Source organism: Candidatus Omnitrophota bacterium (assembly GCA_016929445.1).
GTDB lineage: Bacteria > Omnitrophota > Gorgyraeia > JAFGIU01 > JAFGIU01 > JAFGIU01.
In genome coordinates this window covers 1-14,205 of the sequence record JAFGIU010000128.1, presented here as the reverse complement: position 1 = coordinate 14,205, position 14,205 = coordinate 1, and the positions used below count along the sequence as shown (strand labels likewise).

At 57.1% G+C, this 14,205-nt stretch carries 17 protein-coding genes; 14 read left to right on the top strand and 3 right to left on the bottom strand.

The features are described from left to right. The 9 genes from JW937_09970 to mqnC form a co-directional block, all read left to right on the top strand. A partial coding sequence (locus JW937_09970; GenBank protein MBN1587735.1) for an endonuclease III occupies positions 1–189 on the top strand: 189 nt, incomplete at its 5' end. A gap of 212 nt (positions 190–401) precedes the next feature. Continuing rightward, entirely contained in the window at positions 402–668 is a 267-nt protein-coding gene (locus tag JW937_09965; protein ID MBN1587734.1) for a GIY-YIG nuclease family protein, read from the top strand. 10 nt (positions 669–678) lie between these two features. After that, the gene (locus JW937_09960; GenBank protein ID MBN1587733.1) at positions 679–1,164 is read left to right on the top strand and encodes a hypothetical protein; all 486 of its coding nucleotides are present in this window, start codon (positions 679–681) and stop codon (positions 1,162–1,164) included. 69 nt (positions 1,165–1,233) lie between these two features. After that, positions 1,234–2,070 carry a UbiA family prenyltransferase gene (locus JW937_09955; protein MBN1587732.1) on the top strand — a complete coding sequence of 279 codons (837 nt, stop codon included), beginning with the start codon at positions 1,234–1,236 and terminating at the stop codon, positions 2,068–2,070. Further along, positions 2,070–2,642: a UbiX family flavin prenyltransferase gene (locus tag JW937_09950; GenBank protein ID MBN1587731.1), complete on the top strand. Its 573-nt coding sequence runs from the start codon at positions 2,070–2,072 to the stop codon at positions 2,640–2,642. Before JW937_09955 ends, JW937_09950 begins: the two co-directional genes overlap by 1 nt. A 45-nt stretch (positions 2,643–2,687) precedes the next feature. Continuing rightward, positions 2,688–4,445 carry a menaquinone biosynthesis decarboxylase gene (locus tag JW937_09945; GenBank protein MBN1587730.1) on the top strand — a complete coding sequence of 586 codons (1,758 nt, stop codon included), beginning with the start codon at positions 2,688–2,690 and terminating at the stop codon, positions 4,443–4,445. A 179-nt stretch (positions 4,446–4,624) separates the two neighbouring features. Then, on the top strand, positions 4,625–5,671 hold the full coding sequence (gene mqnE, locus JW937_09940) for an aminofutalosine synthase MqnE (GenBank protein ID MBN1587729.1): 1,047 nt from the start codon (positions 4,625–4,627) through the stop codon (positions 5,669–5,671). After that, complete coding sequence (locus JW937_09935) at positions 5,628–6,440, top strand: menaquinone biosynthesis protein (GenBank protein MBN1587728.1); 813 nt, start codon at positions 5,628–5,630, stop codon at positions 6,438–6,440. Before mqnE ends, JW937_09935 begins: the two co-directional genes overlap by 44 nt. Next, positions 6,430–7,521 (top strand): dehypoxanthine futalosine cyclase, encoded by a 1,092-nt coding sequence (gene mqnC, locus JW937_09930; GenBank protein ID MBN1587727.1) that lies wholly within the window; start codon positions 6,430–6,432, stop codon positions 7,519–7,521. The genes JW937_09935 and mqnC overlap by 11 nt, the downstream gene beginning before the upstream one ends. A 2-nt stretch (positions 7,522–7,523) precedes the next feature. Here the strand turns inward: mqnC and JW937_09925 are convergent, their stop codons facing one another. Further along, complete coding sequence (locus JW937_09925) at positions 7,524–8,375, bottom strand: ABC transporter substrate-binding protein (protein MBN1587726.1); 852 nt, start codon at positions 8,373–8,375, stop codon at positions 7,524–7,526. A gap of 272 nt (positions 8,376–8,647) precedes the next feature. On the opposite strand from JW937_09925, the gene JW937_09920 reads away from it, so the two are divergent. Further along, positions 8,648–9,061 (top strand): DsrE family protein, encoded by a 414-nt coding sequence (locus JW937_09920; protein MBN1587725.1) that lies wholly within the window; start codon positions 8,648–8,650, stop codon positions 9,059–9,061. On the opposite strand, the gene JW937_09915 is transcribed toward JW937_09920, so the two are convergent. Continuing rightward, on the bottom strand, positions 9,058–9,642 hold the full coding sequence (locus JW937_09915) for a nicotinamidase (protein MBN1587724.1): 585 nt from the start codon (positions 9,640–9,642) through the stop codon (positions 9,058–9,060). The genes JW937_09920 and JW937_09915 overlap by 4 nt on opposite strands. Positions 9,643–9,858: 216 nt before the next feature. Here JW937_09915 and thiC point away from each other — a divergent pair, with 216 nt between their 5' ends. The 3 genes from thiC (at position 9,859) to ispG (ending at position 13,584) form a co-directional block, all read left to right on the top strand. Further along, entirely contained in the window at positions 9,859–11,235 is a 1,377-nt protein-coding gene (gene thiC, locus JW937_09910; protein ID MBN1587723.1) for a phosphomethylpyrimidine synthase ThiC, read from the top strand. Then, positions 11,235–12,332, top strand: a complete 1,098-nt coding sequence (gene nadA / locus JW937_09905; GenBank protein ID MBN1587722.1) for a quinolinate synthase NadA — start codon at positions 11,235–11,237, stop codon at positions 12,330–12,332. Before thiC ends, nadA begins: the two co-directional genes overlap by 1 nt. 124 nt (positions 12,333–12,456) lie before the next feature. Further along, a complete protein-coding gene (gene ispG / locus JW937_09900; protein ID MBN1587721.1) occupies positions 12,457–13,584 on the top strand; it encodes a flavodoxin-dependent (E)-4-hydroxy-3-methylbut-2-enyl-diphosphate synthase in 1,128 nt (375 codons plus the stop codon). Here the strand turns inward: ispG and JW937_09895 are convergent. Beyond that, positions 13,524–13,967 carry a hypothetical protein gene (locus tag JW937_09895; protein ID MBN1587720.1) on the bottom strand — a complete coding sequence of 148 codons (444 nt, stop codon included), beginning with the start codon at positions 13,965–13,967 and terminating at the stop codon, positions 13,524–13,526. The genes ispG and JW937_09895 overlap by 61 nt on opposite strands. A gap of 12 nt (positions 13,968–13,979) precedes the next feature. On the opposite strand from JW937_09895, the gene JW937_09890 reads away from it, so the two are divergent. Then, complete coding sequence (locus JW937_09890) at positions 13,980–14,189, top strand: cysteine-rich CWC family protein (protein MBN1587719.1); 210 nt, start codon at positions 13,980–13,982, stop codon at positions 14,187–14,189. Positions 14,190–14,205 lie beyond the last annotated feature (16 nt).

Genomic DNA, 14,205 nt, shown 5'->3' with positions numbered 1-14,205 from the left:
GGTCTGACCCGGAGCACGGATCCGGAGAAGATCGAGATGGAGCTGTATGAGATTTTTCCCAAAAAGGACTGGACCCTGGTTTCTCATCTTTTGATTTGGCATGGCCGGCGCGTGTGCGCGTCGCGCAAACCCAAGTGTGAAGAATGTGCCTTAAACGATCTCTGTCCTTCATCCTTAGTGCCTGCTTAAGTCATCGGCCCGTTCCGGGGAAATCCGTTTGGCTGGCGGGATGAAGAGCCATGGGTGGCCGCTCATCCTGAGGAGTTTTGGCTGGCCGCTTATCCTGAGGAGTCGTGACTGGCCGCTCATCCTGAGGAGCCACGCAGTGGCGTCTCGAAGGATGAGGAGGAGAGAATGACAATAAGCAACGGAGCTTTTGTCTAGTGTCGTTTTGGTTCTATATGCTTCAGACTGCAGACGGAAAGTATTATGTCGGGCAAACGGACAACCTTGAGCTCCGGATCGCACAGCACCAGATGGGGGAGATTCCAGGCTTTACCTCAAGGCGGCTCCCGGTGAAGCTGGTTTTCTCTGAGGAGTTTCCTTCACGCGACGAAGCTTTTGTGATGGAACGTAGGATAAAGGGTTGGAGTCGTGGAAAGAAAGAGGCTTTGGTTGCGGGGGATTGGCAGCGGATATCGCAAATGGCCTCACGGAGGAGATCATAGAGTGCTATCCATGAGCTTGATTATATCTACCCTTCGAGACGGCCCTTTGGGCCTCCTCAGGGTGAGTGGGTATCGAATGGCTTCTTGTAAACGGGTCTTTGTGTCAATTTTCGGTTGCGGCTTAATCCTGGCTGCCGGGCATGCCTTGGCAGCGGAGGCTATGTCCGGGGGCTCCGCTTCATCTCCGCAAAGTGAAATGTTTGCGGAGATGGAGGAGCTTTTGTCCGAGGATGATGAGGGGGCTTCTCAAGCAGACACTTCCGCTTCAGTTGAAGCAGTGAATGAAGCTGTGGAAGAAGAGGCGGGAGAGGATTCCGAAAATCTGGTCCCGCCGGAAGAGCCCCGGAAGCGCGCTGTGCGCGTTTATGTGAACCCCTCGGGCGGGCGTTTTTACCATCGGGCCGAGTGCGATCGCCGCGGCGCAAGCCCTGTTGAGATGAATCCTGTAACGGCCGGGCAGGCGGGTTTTCAGCCCTGCCCGTGGTGTAAACCTTGAAAGAAGGGGACGGTTCTCACGGAAGCCATTGTAGTTAAAAGGGATAGCGAGAACCGTCCCTGGAGTGTGATGAAGCGAATCAAGACCTACGCCAAGTTTATCAAGCTCGAGCACACGCTGTTTTCCCTGCCGCTCATCTACAGTGGGGCGGTCCTGGCGCAGCGCGGGTGGCCTCCGGTCCGTATCTTCTTGCTGGTTTTGCTTGCGGGTTTTGGCGCGCGCACCGTGGCCATGGCGCTGAACCGGATTATTGATCGCCATTTTGACGCCCTGAATCCCCGCACTGCGGGCCGCGAACTCCCGGCCGCGGCTTTAAGCGCGAAGGAAGCCTGGGCCGTTGTAATTTTGGGTTTGGTCCTTTATCTGGGCGCAGCCTGGGCTATTGCGCCGATTTGTTTGTGGCTCTCCCCGATTCCGCTTGGGGTATTTGTCGTTTATCCCTATATGAAGCGCTTCACGCCTTGGGCGCATTTGGGCGTGGGCGCGGGTTTGGCGCTCGCTCCCTTGGGCGGTTGGATTGCCGTCACTCAGACTCTTGAGGGCGTGGGTCCGGGATTATTGCTGACGCTCTTCACGTTTTTCTGGGTGGCGGGTTTTGACATGATCTATTCAACTGCGGATGCGGAGTTCGATCGCTCTGCAGGGCTCAAGTCCTTGCCTGCAATGCGCGGTGTGGGAGGGGCTTTGATGATTTCCGCTGTTTTTCACCTGGCAGCCTTTTTCTGCTTAGTGGGTTTACAGTTAACAGTCTTGAGCGGGGCATTGAGTTGGGCTGTGCTGTTGGGCACAGGGGCTTTGCTTTGGCTGGAGCACCACAAGGCCACGGACGTGCACCTGGCCTTTTTCAAAATCAATGCGGTCCTGGGTTTTGTCGTGCTGGGGTGGATCGTGTGCGGGGTGGCTTGATGAGAACAATTATCGGAATCACCGGGGCCTCGGGTGCGATCCTGGGTGTGGAATTCGCCAAGCGTTTGCCGGGTGAAAAGTATGTAGTGTTTTCCAAATGGGGGCAGATGGTTCTCAAGGAGGAGACAGGGCTTTCCCCTGCGGACCTGGGGCCGCATGTGGACGGGATCTTCAGTGATGCTGATTTGGCTAATCCCTTGGCATCGGGATCCAACCCCTATGATGCGGTCGTGATCGTGCCTTGTTCGGTGACAACCTTGGGCAAGATTGCCTCGGGGATCGGGGACACGCTGCTGACGCGCACCGCCTATGTGGCAATGAAGGAGAGGCGGCGGCTTGTCCTGGCTCTGCGTGAGACTCCGTTGGCCACGGTGAGTCTGAAACAGGCGTACGAGCTTTCACAGGATGGGGTGATTATTATGCCCACCTGTCCGCCATTCTATATGGAGCCCAAGACCTTGCAGGATGCCATTGACGGATTTGTGGATAAACTGCTTGGTGTGCTGGGGTGTGCTGCAGCCGAAGGATACAAGACGCATAGATTAGATACGGTGTCAGGCACCGGTGCCTGACACCGGTGCCTGGCACCAGTGCCTGGCACCGCGAATGGGAGTCCAATGATCTTCCACGATTTTCAGTCTTTCCTAAGGCATCTTGAAGAGCAGGGCGAGCTCAAGCGAGTTAAGGCCCAGGTGGATCCGGAATATGAGATTACCGAGATTTACCACCGCGTGATCTCCGATGAAGGCCCTGCCATGTTGTTCGAAAATGTGAAGGGCTCGCTCTTTCCCATGGCGCTCAACTTTTTCGGTAGCATGCGGCGTGTGGAGATTGCGCTGGGCCGCCATCCGGAAGAGATTGGCGCCAACTGGAGTGCCTTGGCCGAGGCCTTGCAGCCGCCCACACTCAGCGCATTCTTCTCCCAAAAAAAACGGCTCTGGGGCCTGCGCCATATGCGTTTGGTCCGGGGCCGCCAGCGTCCTTGCCAAGAGCTGATCGAGAAACCGGATCTTCGTACTTTACCCGCGCTTAAGGTTTGGCCCAAGGACGGCGGCCGCTTTATCACCTTTCCTCTGGTCTTTACCCATGATCCCAAGAACGGCGGCCGCAATGTAGGTTTGTATCGGATGCATATCCACAACCCGACTCAAACCGGGATGCATTGGCAAATTGAAAAGGGCGGGGGCTTTCACTATCATGCCGCGGAAAAGGCGAATCAGAGTTTGCCTGTGGCAGTGGCCCTGGGCGCGGATCCGGCCCTGATGCTGGCAGCGGCGTGCCCTTTGCCTGAGGGCGTGGACGAGTGGATCTTTAGCGGTTTGCTGCGCCAATCCCCGGGGCAGACGGCGCCTGCGACCCAGGTACCTGTGCAGGTGCCGGCTCACGCGGAGTTTGTATTGGAAGGATACATCCCGGCCGGCATCCGGCATCCGGAGGGCCCTTTTGGCGATCACTTCGGGCATTATTCGCTGCAGCGCCCCTTCCCTGTATTTGAAATCAAAACAATGACGCGCAAACGCAATCCGGTTTATCCGGCGGCTGTGGTGGGGAAACCGCCGCAGGAAGACAAGTACATGGGCGACGCCATTCAAATGATGTTCCACCCGATTGTGCGTTTGATGCATCCCGAAATACGGGATCTGTGGGCTTACTTTGAGGCGGGTTTCCACAATTTGCTGGTGGTGTCCGTGGAGCAGCGCTATGCCAAAGAGGCGATGAAGACGGCGCTATCCTTGATGGGCGAGGGCCAGCTCTCGCTGACCAAGTTTATCGTGCTGGTGGATCCGGGGGTGGACGTGCGCTCCTGGCCCGAGGTCCTGCGGGCGGTGGCCGCGCACTTTGACCCGGCCGAGGATTTTCTGTTGCTGCCCGGGGTGCCTCTGGATACACTGGACTTCACCAGCTTTACCCCAGATTTAGGGTCTAAGATGGTCATGGACGCCACATCTGGGGGTAAGGCCCCTTCAACCGAAGTGCCGAAGCCCGATCTGGATCCCACCCGTCTTGTCCCCGGCATCCAGGCTTGGAAGCTTCTGGAACAGAGCTTGCTTGTGGTTCAGGTAAAGGGAGAGGGCCGGCCTGTGGTCGAGAAGCTGGTGGCTGCGCCCGGGCTGCGCGGGCTTCGATGGGTGGTTGCCGTGAGCCCGGATGTGGATCTGGACGATCAGACGAGTACGCTGTGGGGGATTTTTACGCGCTTTGATTGCGCGCGTGACGTAGTGTTTGCCGCAAACGAATTCCGTGGGGCCTGGCCGGTGTGGCGCGGTTGCATGGGGATTGACGCCACGTGGAAGAAGGGCTATCCCGAACCAGTGGAGATGTTGCCGGAAATTGCCGGCCGCGTGGAAAAGCGGTGGGCGGAGTATCAGCTTTGAGCTGAGCGGGGTGCCCTGCACCACACTGATGCGTGCGCGTCATTCCGAGGGGTGAATGCCCTGCTCGTCATGGCGAGCCAAGCGCGGCCATCTTTACGGAACAAAGATTGCTTCGCCTGCGGCTCGCAAAGACGGCGTAGTCAACCAGAACATGAGCGAGAACCGCACCTTGATCTGAAATGCAACAAATCATCGACAAACTCCATAGCTCCCAACGCCTCAACTTTGAAGACGGCATGGCCTGCCTGCGGACAGATGACTTGATCGGCCTGGGCCGTCTGGCCAATGAAGTCAAACGCGCGCGCTGGGGCAAGAAGGTTCACTATGTGGTGAACCGCCAAATCAATCCCTCCAATCTTTGCGTTCTTTCCTGCAAGTTTTGTGATTTTTCATCCAAAAAGGGGCGCCCCGATGCCTACGAGATGAGTGTGCAGGAGGTCTTAGATAAGTGCTCGGAGGAACTCAGAGAAGTGCACATTGTCGGCGGGCTGCACCCCACCTGGCGGCTTGAAGATTACGAGGCCATGTTGCGCGCCATTCATGAGCGCTACCCGCATATCCAGATCAAGGCTTTTACGGCAGTGGAAATTGATTTCTTTGCCAAGCGTGAGCGCACGGATGTGGAAGAAGTCTTGAGACGCCTGCAGGCCGTGGGACTCACCTGTTTGCCGGGCGGGGGAGCCGAGGTGTTTTCAGAGCGCGTGCGCAAGCAACTCTTTCCTTTCAAGATGGGAGCGTCGCGTTGGCTGGCCATCCACGAGATCGCGCACCGCATGGGGATTCATTCCAATGCCACCCTCCTGTACGGTCATATCGAGACTTATGAAGAGCGTGTGGAGCACATGCTCAAGCTTCGGGAATTGCAGGATGAAACGCGCGGATTTCTTTCCTTTATTCCCTTGGCCTTCCAACCCGGTAACTCGGGAATTGTAAAACGTGCGGCCTCGGTGGTGGAGGATTTGAAGACGATCGCAACGGCCCGGCTTTTGTTGGATAATTTTGATCACATCAAGTCTTACTGGATTATGTTGGGGGAGGAAACGGCATCCATGGCCTTGAATTTCGGGGCCGATGATTTGGACGGGACTGTGGGCGAAGAGCGCATTGCCCACGCGGCCCTGTCCAGCTCACCCACACTGCTGACACGGCAGCGAATCGAACAACTCATACGGGAATCCGGTAATGAACCCCAGGAACGTGATGCCTTATACCAAGCCGTTTACTGAGACTGCCCTAACCTCTACAGCGGGTCTGCTGCGCCTGGGACGCATTCCTTACCTCAATTCCGAGCCTTTTTTTGCGTTTTTGTCGGAATCGGCGGCGCAGTGCGTGGACTTGGTTCCGAGGGATTTGGGAATGGCGGCCGGGCGCGGAGAAATTGACGCAGGTCTCATGGCAGTGGCCGATTGGTTTCGTTTGGATAAGAGTTTTAGACCGCTCGGCCCGTGGGGGATTGCGGTGCCGCGCAAGGCGCTCAGTGTGTTCTTGCTGACGAAGCAGCCGCTAAAAGAATTGAATCGCGGGGTGATTTCCGTAACGGATGAGAGTTCCACTTCTTTTGCGTTGGCGAGGATTTTGCTTCGCCAAAAATACGGGCTGCGTGTGAGCTACCGGCGCGGGGCTTACAAGGGAGCCTTGGGGCGTTTGGTCATCGGTGACGAGGCTTTGAGAATTGCCGCTGCGCCGCCCAAGGGCTGGGAGCTCGTGGATTTGGGCGAAGAGTGGTTTGAGTGGACGGGTTTGCCTTTTGTATTTGCGCACTGGGTTGTGCGCGTCACAGTACCCGAAAAGACAGTAGTTCTGTTGTCGGGCTTGATGGAGACGGCTCTGCATCGCGGGATGGCGGGCTTATCGGAGATTGCCGAACGCCGTTCGAACGATTTGGGTCTGACACAGGAACAGGCGCTTCAGTATCTGCAAAATTTTGTGTATGAACTCGGGCCCCAAGAGGAGATTGCGTTAGGTGTGTTCCGAAAGCTCTGTTCTGAACTCTGATGCGACTGCGCACGACGCGATTGCCGGTGCCGTGGCTCAAGGCCGCCGGCTCACGCGCGGGCAGGGCCGCTTTCTATTAGAGGAAGCCGAACTGTTGGATTTGGCCGGCTGGGCCGCTGCAGTGCGTCAACGCCTGCATCCGGGCAAGACCGTCACCTTTGTGCTGGATGCCAATCCCAACTACACCAATATCTGCAAGACCGATTGCTTGTTCTGTGCCTTTTACCGGAAACCCGGGGACCGCGATGCCTACACCTTGAGTGTGGAAGAGGTGTTGGCGAGGGTGGGGCGTTTGCGTGAAACGGGGATGACGACTGTTTTGCTGCAAGGCGGGCACAACGAACTCTTGCCCTTGGAATACTACCTCGATATTGTGCGCGGGATTACCGAACGCTATCCGGATGTGACTCCGCATTGCTTTACGGCCTCGGAGATTCGATTGATGGCCGAGGTTTCCGGGAAGTCGCTGCAAAAGGTGGTACAAGCTTTGTATGAGGCCGGGCAGCGCACTCTGCCGGGCGGAGGGGCCGAAGTTTTGAGCGAACGGGTTCGCAGGAAAATTGCGCGCAAAAAGGGCGGTCCCGAAACGTGGCTGGAGGTGCACGAGATCGCGCATCAGGCGGGCATGCGGAGTACCGCAACCCTGATGTACGGCCATGTGGAGACGACCGAGGATTTGCTGGATCACTTTGATGTGATCCGGGATCTGCAAGACCGGACAGGCGGCTTTACCGCCTTTATTCCTTGGAGTTTCAAGCCGGGGAACACGCCGCTCGAAAAAGCGATTCCCAGGCACGCGACCAGCGCCCGCTATTTGCGCATGATGGCGGTTTCCAGGCTTTACTTGGACAACGTTGATCACATTCAGGCGTCTTGGTTTTCTGAGGGAAAGAAGACCGGGCAAATTGCGCTGCGATTCGGAGCGGATGACTTTGGGGGGACCCTGCTGGAAGAGAATGTGCACCGGGCCGCGGACTTTGTAAACACCTCAACAGCGGCCGAAGTGGCGCAGCTCATCCGGGAGGCGGGTTTTGAACCCGCGCAGCGCACGACTCTGTATGAAATTATCAAGAAGTGGTAAGTCTACCGGATAATCTTAATCTCCGGCTTCTCTTTCCAAATACCTTTTTCCACGGCCAGATCATAGAGCTTGTTTAGGGCGGCCTCGCCTTCCTCTCCGAGATCCAGAGTATCTTCATTCACGTACATGGTGACAAAGTCACTTCCGACCCCGGCATCGATGCCGCGCCCGTATCGGAGAGCGTATTCCAGAGCCTCCGGCTCGTTGGCGCGCGCGTAGGCGATGGATTCCTTCAGGGCTTGGTTGAGGCGGCGGGCCATGGTTTCGCCCACATCGGCGCGCACAAGATCCAAGCCCAGGGGAACGGCCTGCAGTCCGGTCTGCTCTTGCCACCACACGCCCAGGTCCAAGGCGCAGAAAAAGCCCTTGTCGCGATAGGTGATTTGCCCCTCGTGAATGAGGAGCCCGGCGTCGACCTCTTGGTCATCCACGGCGTGCATGATGGTGTCAAAGCTCATGGGCACGGGTTCGAAATTATTATCCAGGGCCAGGCGCAGCAGGAGAGTGGCTGTGGTGTATTCGCCGGGAACGGCAATGCGTTTGCGGCGCAGGTCTTTTGCCGGCGCGATTTCGCGCGTGACCACGATAGGGCCGTATCCGCGGCCCACGCTGGAGCCGCAGGCCAGGATCCAATAGCGATTATTGAGGTAGGGCAGGGCCGCGGCAGAGGCAGCGGTCATCTCCAGCTCGCCGGACTGGGCGCGCCGGTTCAGGGATTCAATGTCTTCCAGGAGGTGTTCCACCCGGATGCCCTCCAGGGGCACCTTCCCGTGGGTTAGGGCGTAGAACATAAAGGCATCGTCGGGATCCGGGCTGTGACCGATGCGAATCGATTGCTGCGCGGTGGTGGTCATTCATAACTCCTGCAATGTAGTCAGCTAGGGAATGTGGAAGCTGGTCTTTCCGGCCGGGAAACTATGCCCAGCACTATACACCGGTTGAACCAGCGCATCAACCCGGGCTTGGTGCCAGGCACCGGTGCCTGACACCAGTGCCTGACACCGGTGCCTGGCACCGTAGCCTTGAAGGGAGGAATCTGACTGTGGTATAGTACGCCCCTGGTTTATCCAGAACCGGTCTGGCAAAGGAACAGATCCACTGTGAGAAGTGCGTTTAACCCACTCCTATGAAACGACTCACCGTTATTATTTCAAATGGCAGTTTCAACAATGTTGTCCAGGCGCTTACCATGGTGATTGCCGCTGCTGCATCCAATATGATTGTCCGTGGCCTGTTTCGCGACGAGGCCGTACTCAAGGTCACAAAGGCGGAGGCCAATTGCGTGAATCTTTCCCCGGGTTTTGCGGAACAGGAACCTCAGGTGATCGAGCGCCTGCACGATGCAGGTCTGGATGACTTGGACAAGCTTGTGCGCGAAGCCAAGTCAGTCGGGGATGTTCGGCTTTGGGCGTGTTCTTCTTCAGTGGCAGTGGCAGGAGTTTCTGAAGAGGATTTGATCGAAAGCCTGGATGGGATTCGTGGACTGACAACGTTTTTGTTGAAGGAGATCGCCGAGGCCGATCAGGTTCTGACTTTTTAAGCGGGGCCGCGAGCCGGTAAGTCCGCGAGGGTCGCGATTTTGGCTCCTGCCTGGCGCATTTCCTTGATTGCCTTCTCGATCTCATTGGAATCGATGTTGATTCCTTGGCAGGCTTCACTCAGCACGAAGGTTTGGAAATCCTCTTTGATTGCATCCAGGACTGTGGCCTTGACGCCGTAGTCCGTGGCCAACCCTCCGATGAACACGCGTTCGATCTTTCTTTCATGCAGCTTCTGAGCCAGATTCGTTCCCTGAAAACCGGAACCCGCTTCATCGCCGGGCTCTATGCCTTTGGAAATGAGTTCGGTGTGTTTGGGCAGGCGGAGGGCTTCATGAAATCCGGCGCCATCGGTGTCCCGGACACAGTGCTGGGGCCAGGGGCCGCCCTGGGATTCGAAGGAACAGTGATTGGGCGGGTGCCAATCGCGGGTCGCCACAATCATGGCCCCCGCAGCCTCGAACTGTTCGATATACTCGGTGAGAACTAAGGCGGCCTGATCGCCGTTGGGTACGGCTAAGGCACCGCCCGGGCAAAAATCATTTTGCACGTCTACGCAAATAAGGGCGTCTTTGGGGGAGATTATGATTTCATCCAAGCGGGTTTGCTCCAGTGTCAACTACAACCATAAGCATAGCAGTGGTTTTCGAGAGGTGTCAATCCGGGCTAGGCGATGGATGTGCAAGTCATAGACACAGCAGTGAGGTTGGTATATACTGTACCGTTCTGGTCCTGTATTAGCCGCCTGAAGGCGGTCCAGATTCTATCTTATTTATCTACAGTCTGTTAGGAGGACTTCATGAGTGATCGCATTCCATCCGTGCACGGTTCCCCCGAGCCTCCGCCCTTGATACGAAAAACTTGGGTGGAGAAACGCACTGGAGACAACAGAACCCAAATGCATTACGCCCGCCAAGGTGTGGTCACCGAAGAAATGGAGTCTGTGGCTCGCCGGGAGAATCTGGAGCCGGAGCGGGTGCGCAAGGAAGTGGCCGAGGGCCGCATGGTCATTCCCGCCAACATCAATCACACCTGTTTGGATCCGATGGGCATCGGCATTGCCGCCACGTGCAAGATCAACGCGAATATCGGGAATAGTTCCGTGACATCCAGCGTGGATGACGAGTTGGAAAAGCTGCACGAGGCTGTGCATTACGGGTCGGACACGGTGATGGATCTGTCCACGGGCGGCAACCTGGACGGAATCCGCCAAGCGATTATCCGTCACAGCCCCGTGCCCGTGGGCACTGTGCCCATTTACCAAGCAGTTCTTGAGGCCCCGCGCGTTGCGGACATTACAGTGGATCAGATGTTTGAGGTTGTGGAGCGCCAAGCAGCGCAGGGCGTGGACTACATGACGATCCACGCCGGACTGCTTATGGAATATATCCCTATGACCAAAAAGCGTATCACCGGGATTGTGAGCCGCGGGGGCGCGCTCATGGCCGAGTGGTCCCTGGCCCACTTCAAACAAAATCCCTTTTACACGGAATTCGACCGGCTTTTGGAAATTTGCAAGCGCTATGATGTGACCCTTAGTTTGGGCGACGGCCTGCGCCCCGGATGTCTGGCCGATGCCAGCGACGAGGCCCAGTTCGCGGAGCTCAAGACCTTGGGCGAGCTCACGCTCCAGGCCTGGGCAAAAGATGTGCAGGTGATGATCGAAGGGCCGGGCCACGTGCCTTTTGACCAAATCCAAATGAATGTGGAGAAGCAGCAGGAGCTTTGCCATAACGCGCCTTTTTATGTGCTCGGCCCTTTGGTAACGGATGTGGCCCCGGGTTACGATCACATCACTTCCGCGATCGGCGCGACCATGGCGGGGTATGCGGGGGCTTCCATGCTGTGTTATGTCACGCCCAAGGAGCATTTGGGTTTGCCCAAGCGCGAGGACGTGAAGCAAGGCGTGATTGCTTACAAAATTGCCGCGCACGCAGCGGATATCGCCCGCCACCGGCCGGGCGCCCGTTTGTGGGATGACCAGCTGTCCAAAGCGCGCTATGCATTTGATTGGGAGGAGCAGTTCCGATTATCCATGGATCCGGAAACAGCGCGGGCCTTTCACGACGAGGACTTGCCGCATGACGGATTTAAGACTGCGGCATTCTGTTCCATGTGCGGCCCCAAGTTTTGTTCGTATAACGTGTCCCAGAAAGTACACGGGGAGGTTTCCTAGTGGCGCAAAGTGTTACGATTTCAGATCAAATTCGCGCGTTAAGCGACGAGGAGTGCTTGGAGCGCATTAAAGCGCGCAAGAAGCAATGGGGTGACCGCCTGCTTTTTCTCGTACACAATTATCAGCGATGGGAAGAAATCCTCATTGCCGACGAGGTGGGAGACAGCCTCGAGCTTGCGCGTAAAGGCCGGGATAATCAAACAGCCGAGAATATTGTTTTCTGCGGCGTGCACTTTATGGCCGAGACCTCCCGTATTCTGGCCGGAGACCACCAAAAGGTTTTTCTTCCCAATCACTACGCCGGATGCCCGATGGCCGACATGGCCGAGGAATCCACAGTGGAGGAGGCCTGGGAGGAGCTTTGCCGCGTCATGCAGGGTACGGGCGAGAAATTTGTGCCCGTGACTTATGTTAATTCCACGGCCGCGCTCAAAGCGTTTTGCGGCCGCCACGGCGGCACTTGTGTGACAAGCTCCAATGCAAAGAAGATTTTTGAGAAGATCTTGCCGGAAAATCGCATCTTCTTTTTTCCGGACGAACACCTGGGCCGTAATTCGGCCAATTCCCTGGATGTGCCGCGCGATGAACAAGTGCTTTGGGACTGGACCAATCCTGCTGAGGAACTCGGCGGCCTGGCAGAGGATCAGATCCGCAACTCGCGTGTGCTGTTATGGAAGGGATATTGCCATGTGCATACGCACTTCAGTCCGCTCATGATTCAGGAGGCGCGCAAGCAGTACCCGGGCGCGGTGATAATTGCCCACCCCGAATGCCCCGAGGAAGTGGTGGCTGCCGCGGATCTCGCAGGTTCCACCAAATTGATGGCGGACTATATTGAGGAAGCTCCGGCAGGATCCACGATCATCCTTGCCACGGAGATCAATCACGCAAAGAATTTGGACAATCTCCACGCGGACAAAAAAGTCCTGGGCCTTTCGCGCTCCCTTTGTCCCAACCAGTACAAGGTCAATCTCCGGAACATTTTGGCGACCTTGGAGGTGATGGGCACTTCCGATGAAGCCAATGAGATCCACGTGCCCGCAGATACAGTGCGCGAAGCGCGAATAGCGCTCGAGCGGATGCTCGAGATGTCATAGGGTCTGAACGCAGGGACGGTTCTCGCTTACCCTTTGGTGCTCATTAAGTTACACGAGAACCGTCCCTTGAGAATCGGGAGCCGGGGACGTCTCTCCCTTGGAGATGCGTCCCAGTAAGTCAACTATGAAGATCCCACAAGAACTCCAAATTAGGCGCAAGCGAACCCGTTCTGTGGATGTCGGCGGCGTGGGCATCGGCGGCGAGAATCCGGTGCGCATCCAGTCGATGTGCAACACGCCCACCGAAGATGTGAAAGCCACGGTTGAGCAAATCAAGGGCCTGGCTGATGCAGGATGTGAGCTGGTGCGCGTGGCGGTCCCGGATGAAGCGGCCGCGCGCTCCCTGGGAGCGATCAAGAGGGCGATCTCTATTCCGCTTATTGCGGATATCCATTTTCATTGGAAGTATGCGCTTATCGCGCTGGAGGAAGGTGTGGACAAGCTGCGCCTTAATCCCGGGAATATCGGCGAGCGCGCGCGCGTTGAGTCCATTGTGGAGAAAGCCAAAGTGAGGGGAGTGCCGATACGCATCGGTGTCAATGCCGGTTCTCTGGAAAAGTCTCTCCTAAAACGCGACGGACGCCCTACTCCCGAGGCTATGCTCGAGAGCGGCCTGAACCATATTCGTATTCTCGAGGAAATGGATTTTCAGGACATTGTCCTGTCGATGAAGGCCTCGAATATTCCTATGACCGTGGCTGCCTACCGCCTGGCTTCTCAAAACTTGGATTACCCTCTGCATTTGGGTGTGACTGAGGCCGGCACGCTGATGCGCGGCACAGTTCAGAGCGCCGCCGCCCTGGGCGCTTTGCTCCTGGAAGGCATCGGGGACACCCTGCGTATTTCCCTGACTGCCGATTCCGTGGAGGAGGTCCGGGTGGCCAAACTCCTGCTGGAGTCTTTGGGGCTGCGCAAAGGGAGGGCAAAAGTAATTTCCTGTCCGAGCTGCGGGCGCGCGGATGTGGACGTTTTCAAGCTTGCGGATGAGGTGGAGAAACGGGCGCAGGAGATCGGGGAGGATATCAGCATTGCGGTCTTGGGCTGCGAGGTCAACGGGCCGGGCGAGAGCCGGGAGGCGGACTTCGGGATTGCCGGGGGCAGGCAGGCCGGGGCCCTTTATGTCAACGGGGTTCCGGTGCGGAAAGTGGAGGAGGACAGGCTGGTGGATGAGCTCTTTGACGAGATCAAACGTCAGTTAGCCCAGCGCAGGCTTTCCGGCGAATCCAGCAGTAAGAACCCTGCGCCCCACTGATCCCGGGCGTTAAGGTCCCACTCCTTGTCCGATCCTGCCGGCCTCAACCGGAGCCCCGCATTCCCCCCGTGAACCAAGACAGCGACCCCGTCCCCGGAGTCGTCCACTTTTTGGGCCAGGGCCGGACACACGGTGTTGTCCGTGGTCCATCCGGCTACCTCAAACCATTGCTCCTGTCCGGGGTTCTGCTCGAGCAGCACCTGCGAAATCGCCCGGGCAGGCTCGAGATCGTGGAATACGCGCATGTCCACGGCTTCACAATTGGGATTTTCTTCGACTTCGAGCAAAATCATGAGGTCTTCTCCTTCGATAGCAGTGCTCTTGGCCCGGATATTGTACAACAGCGCAAAGATCGTATAATCTGAGTTTTTGAGTTTTGCCACTGGAGACGGTAAATGTCTGTTAAACAGGAAGGGAACCCCAACCAGGTCTGTCCGAAGTGCGGAGAGGCCTTTTTTTGCGGGGCTGAGGCTGGGGGATCTCATTGCTGGTGTTTTGATCTTCCGCCGGTTGGGGTCGAAGGTTTTGAAGGCCGGGGGTGTTTGTGTCCCGGGTGTCTGAGAGAGTGGGCCCGGCAACATCAGAAGAAGGAGAGTCAGACATGAATCGAGGCGCGCTTTG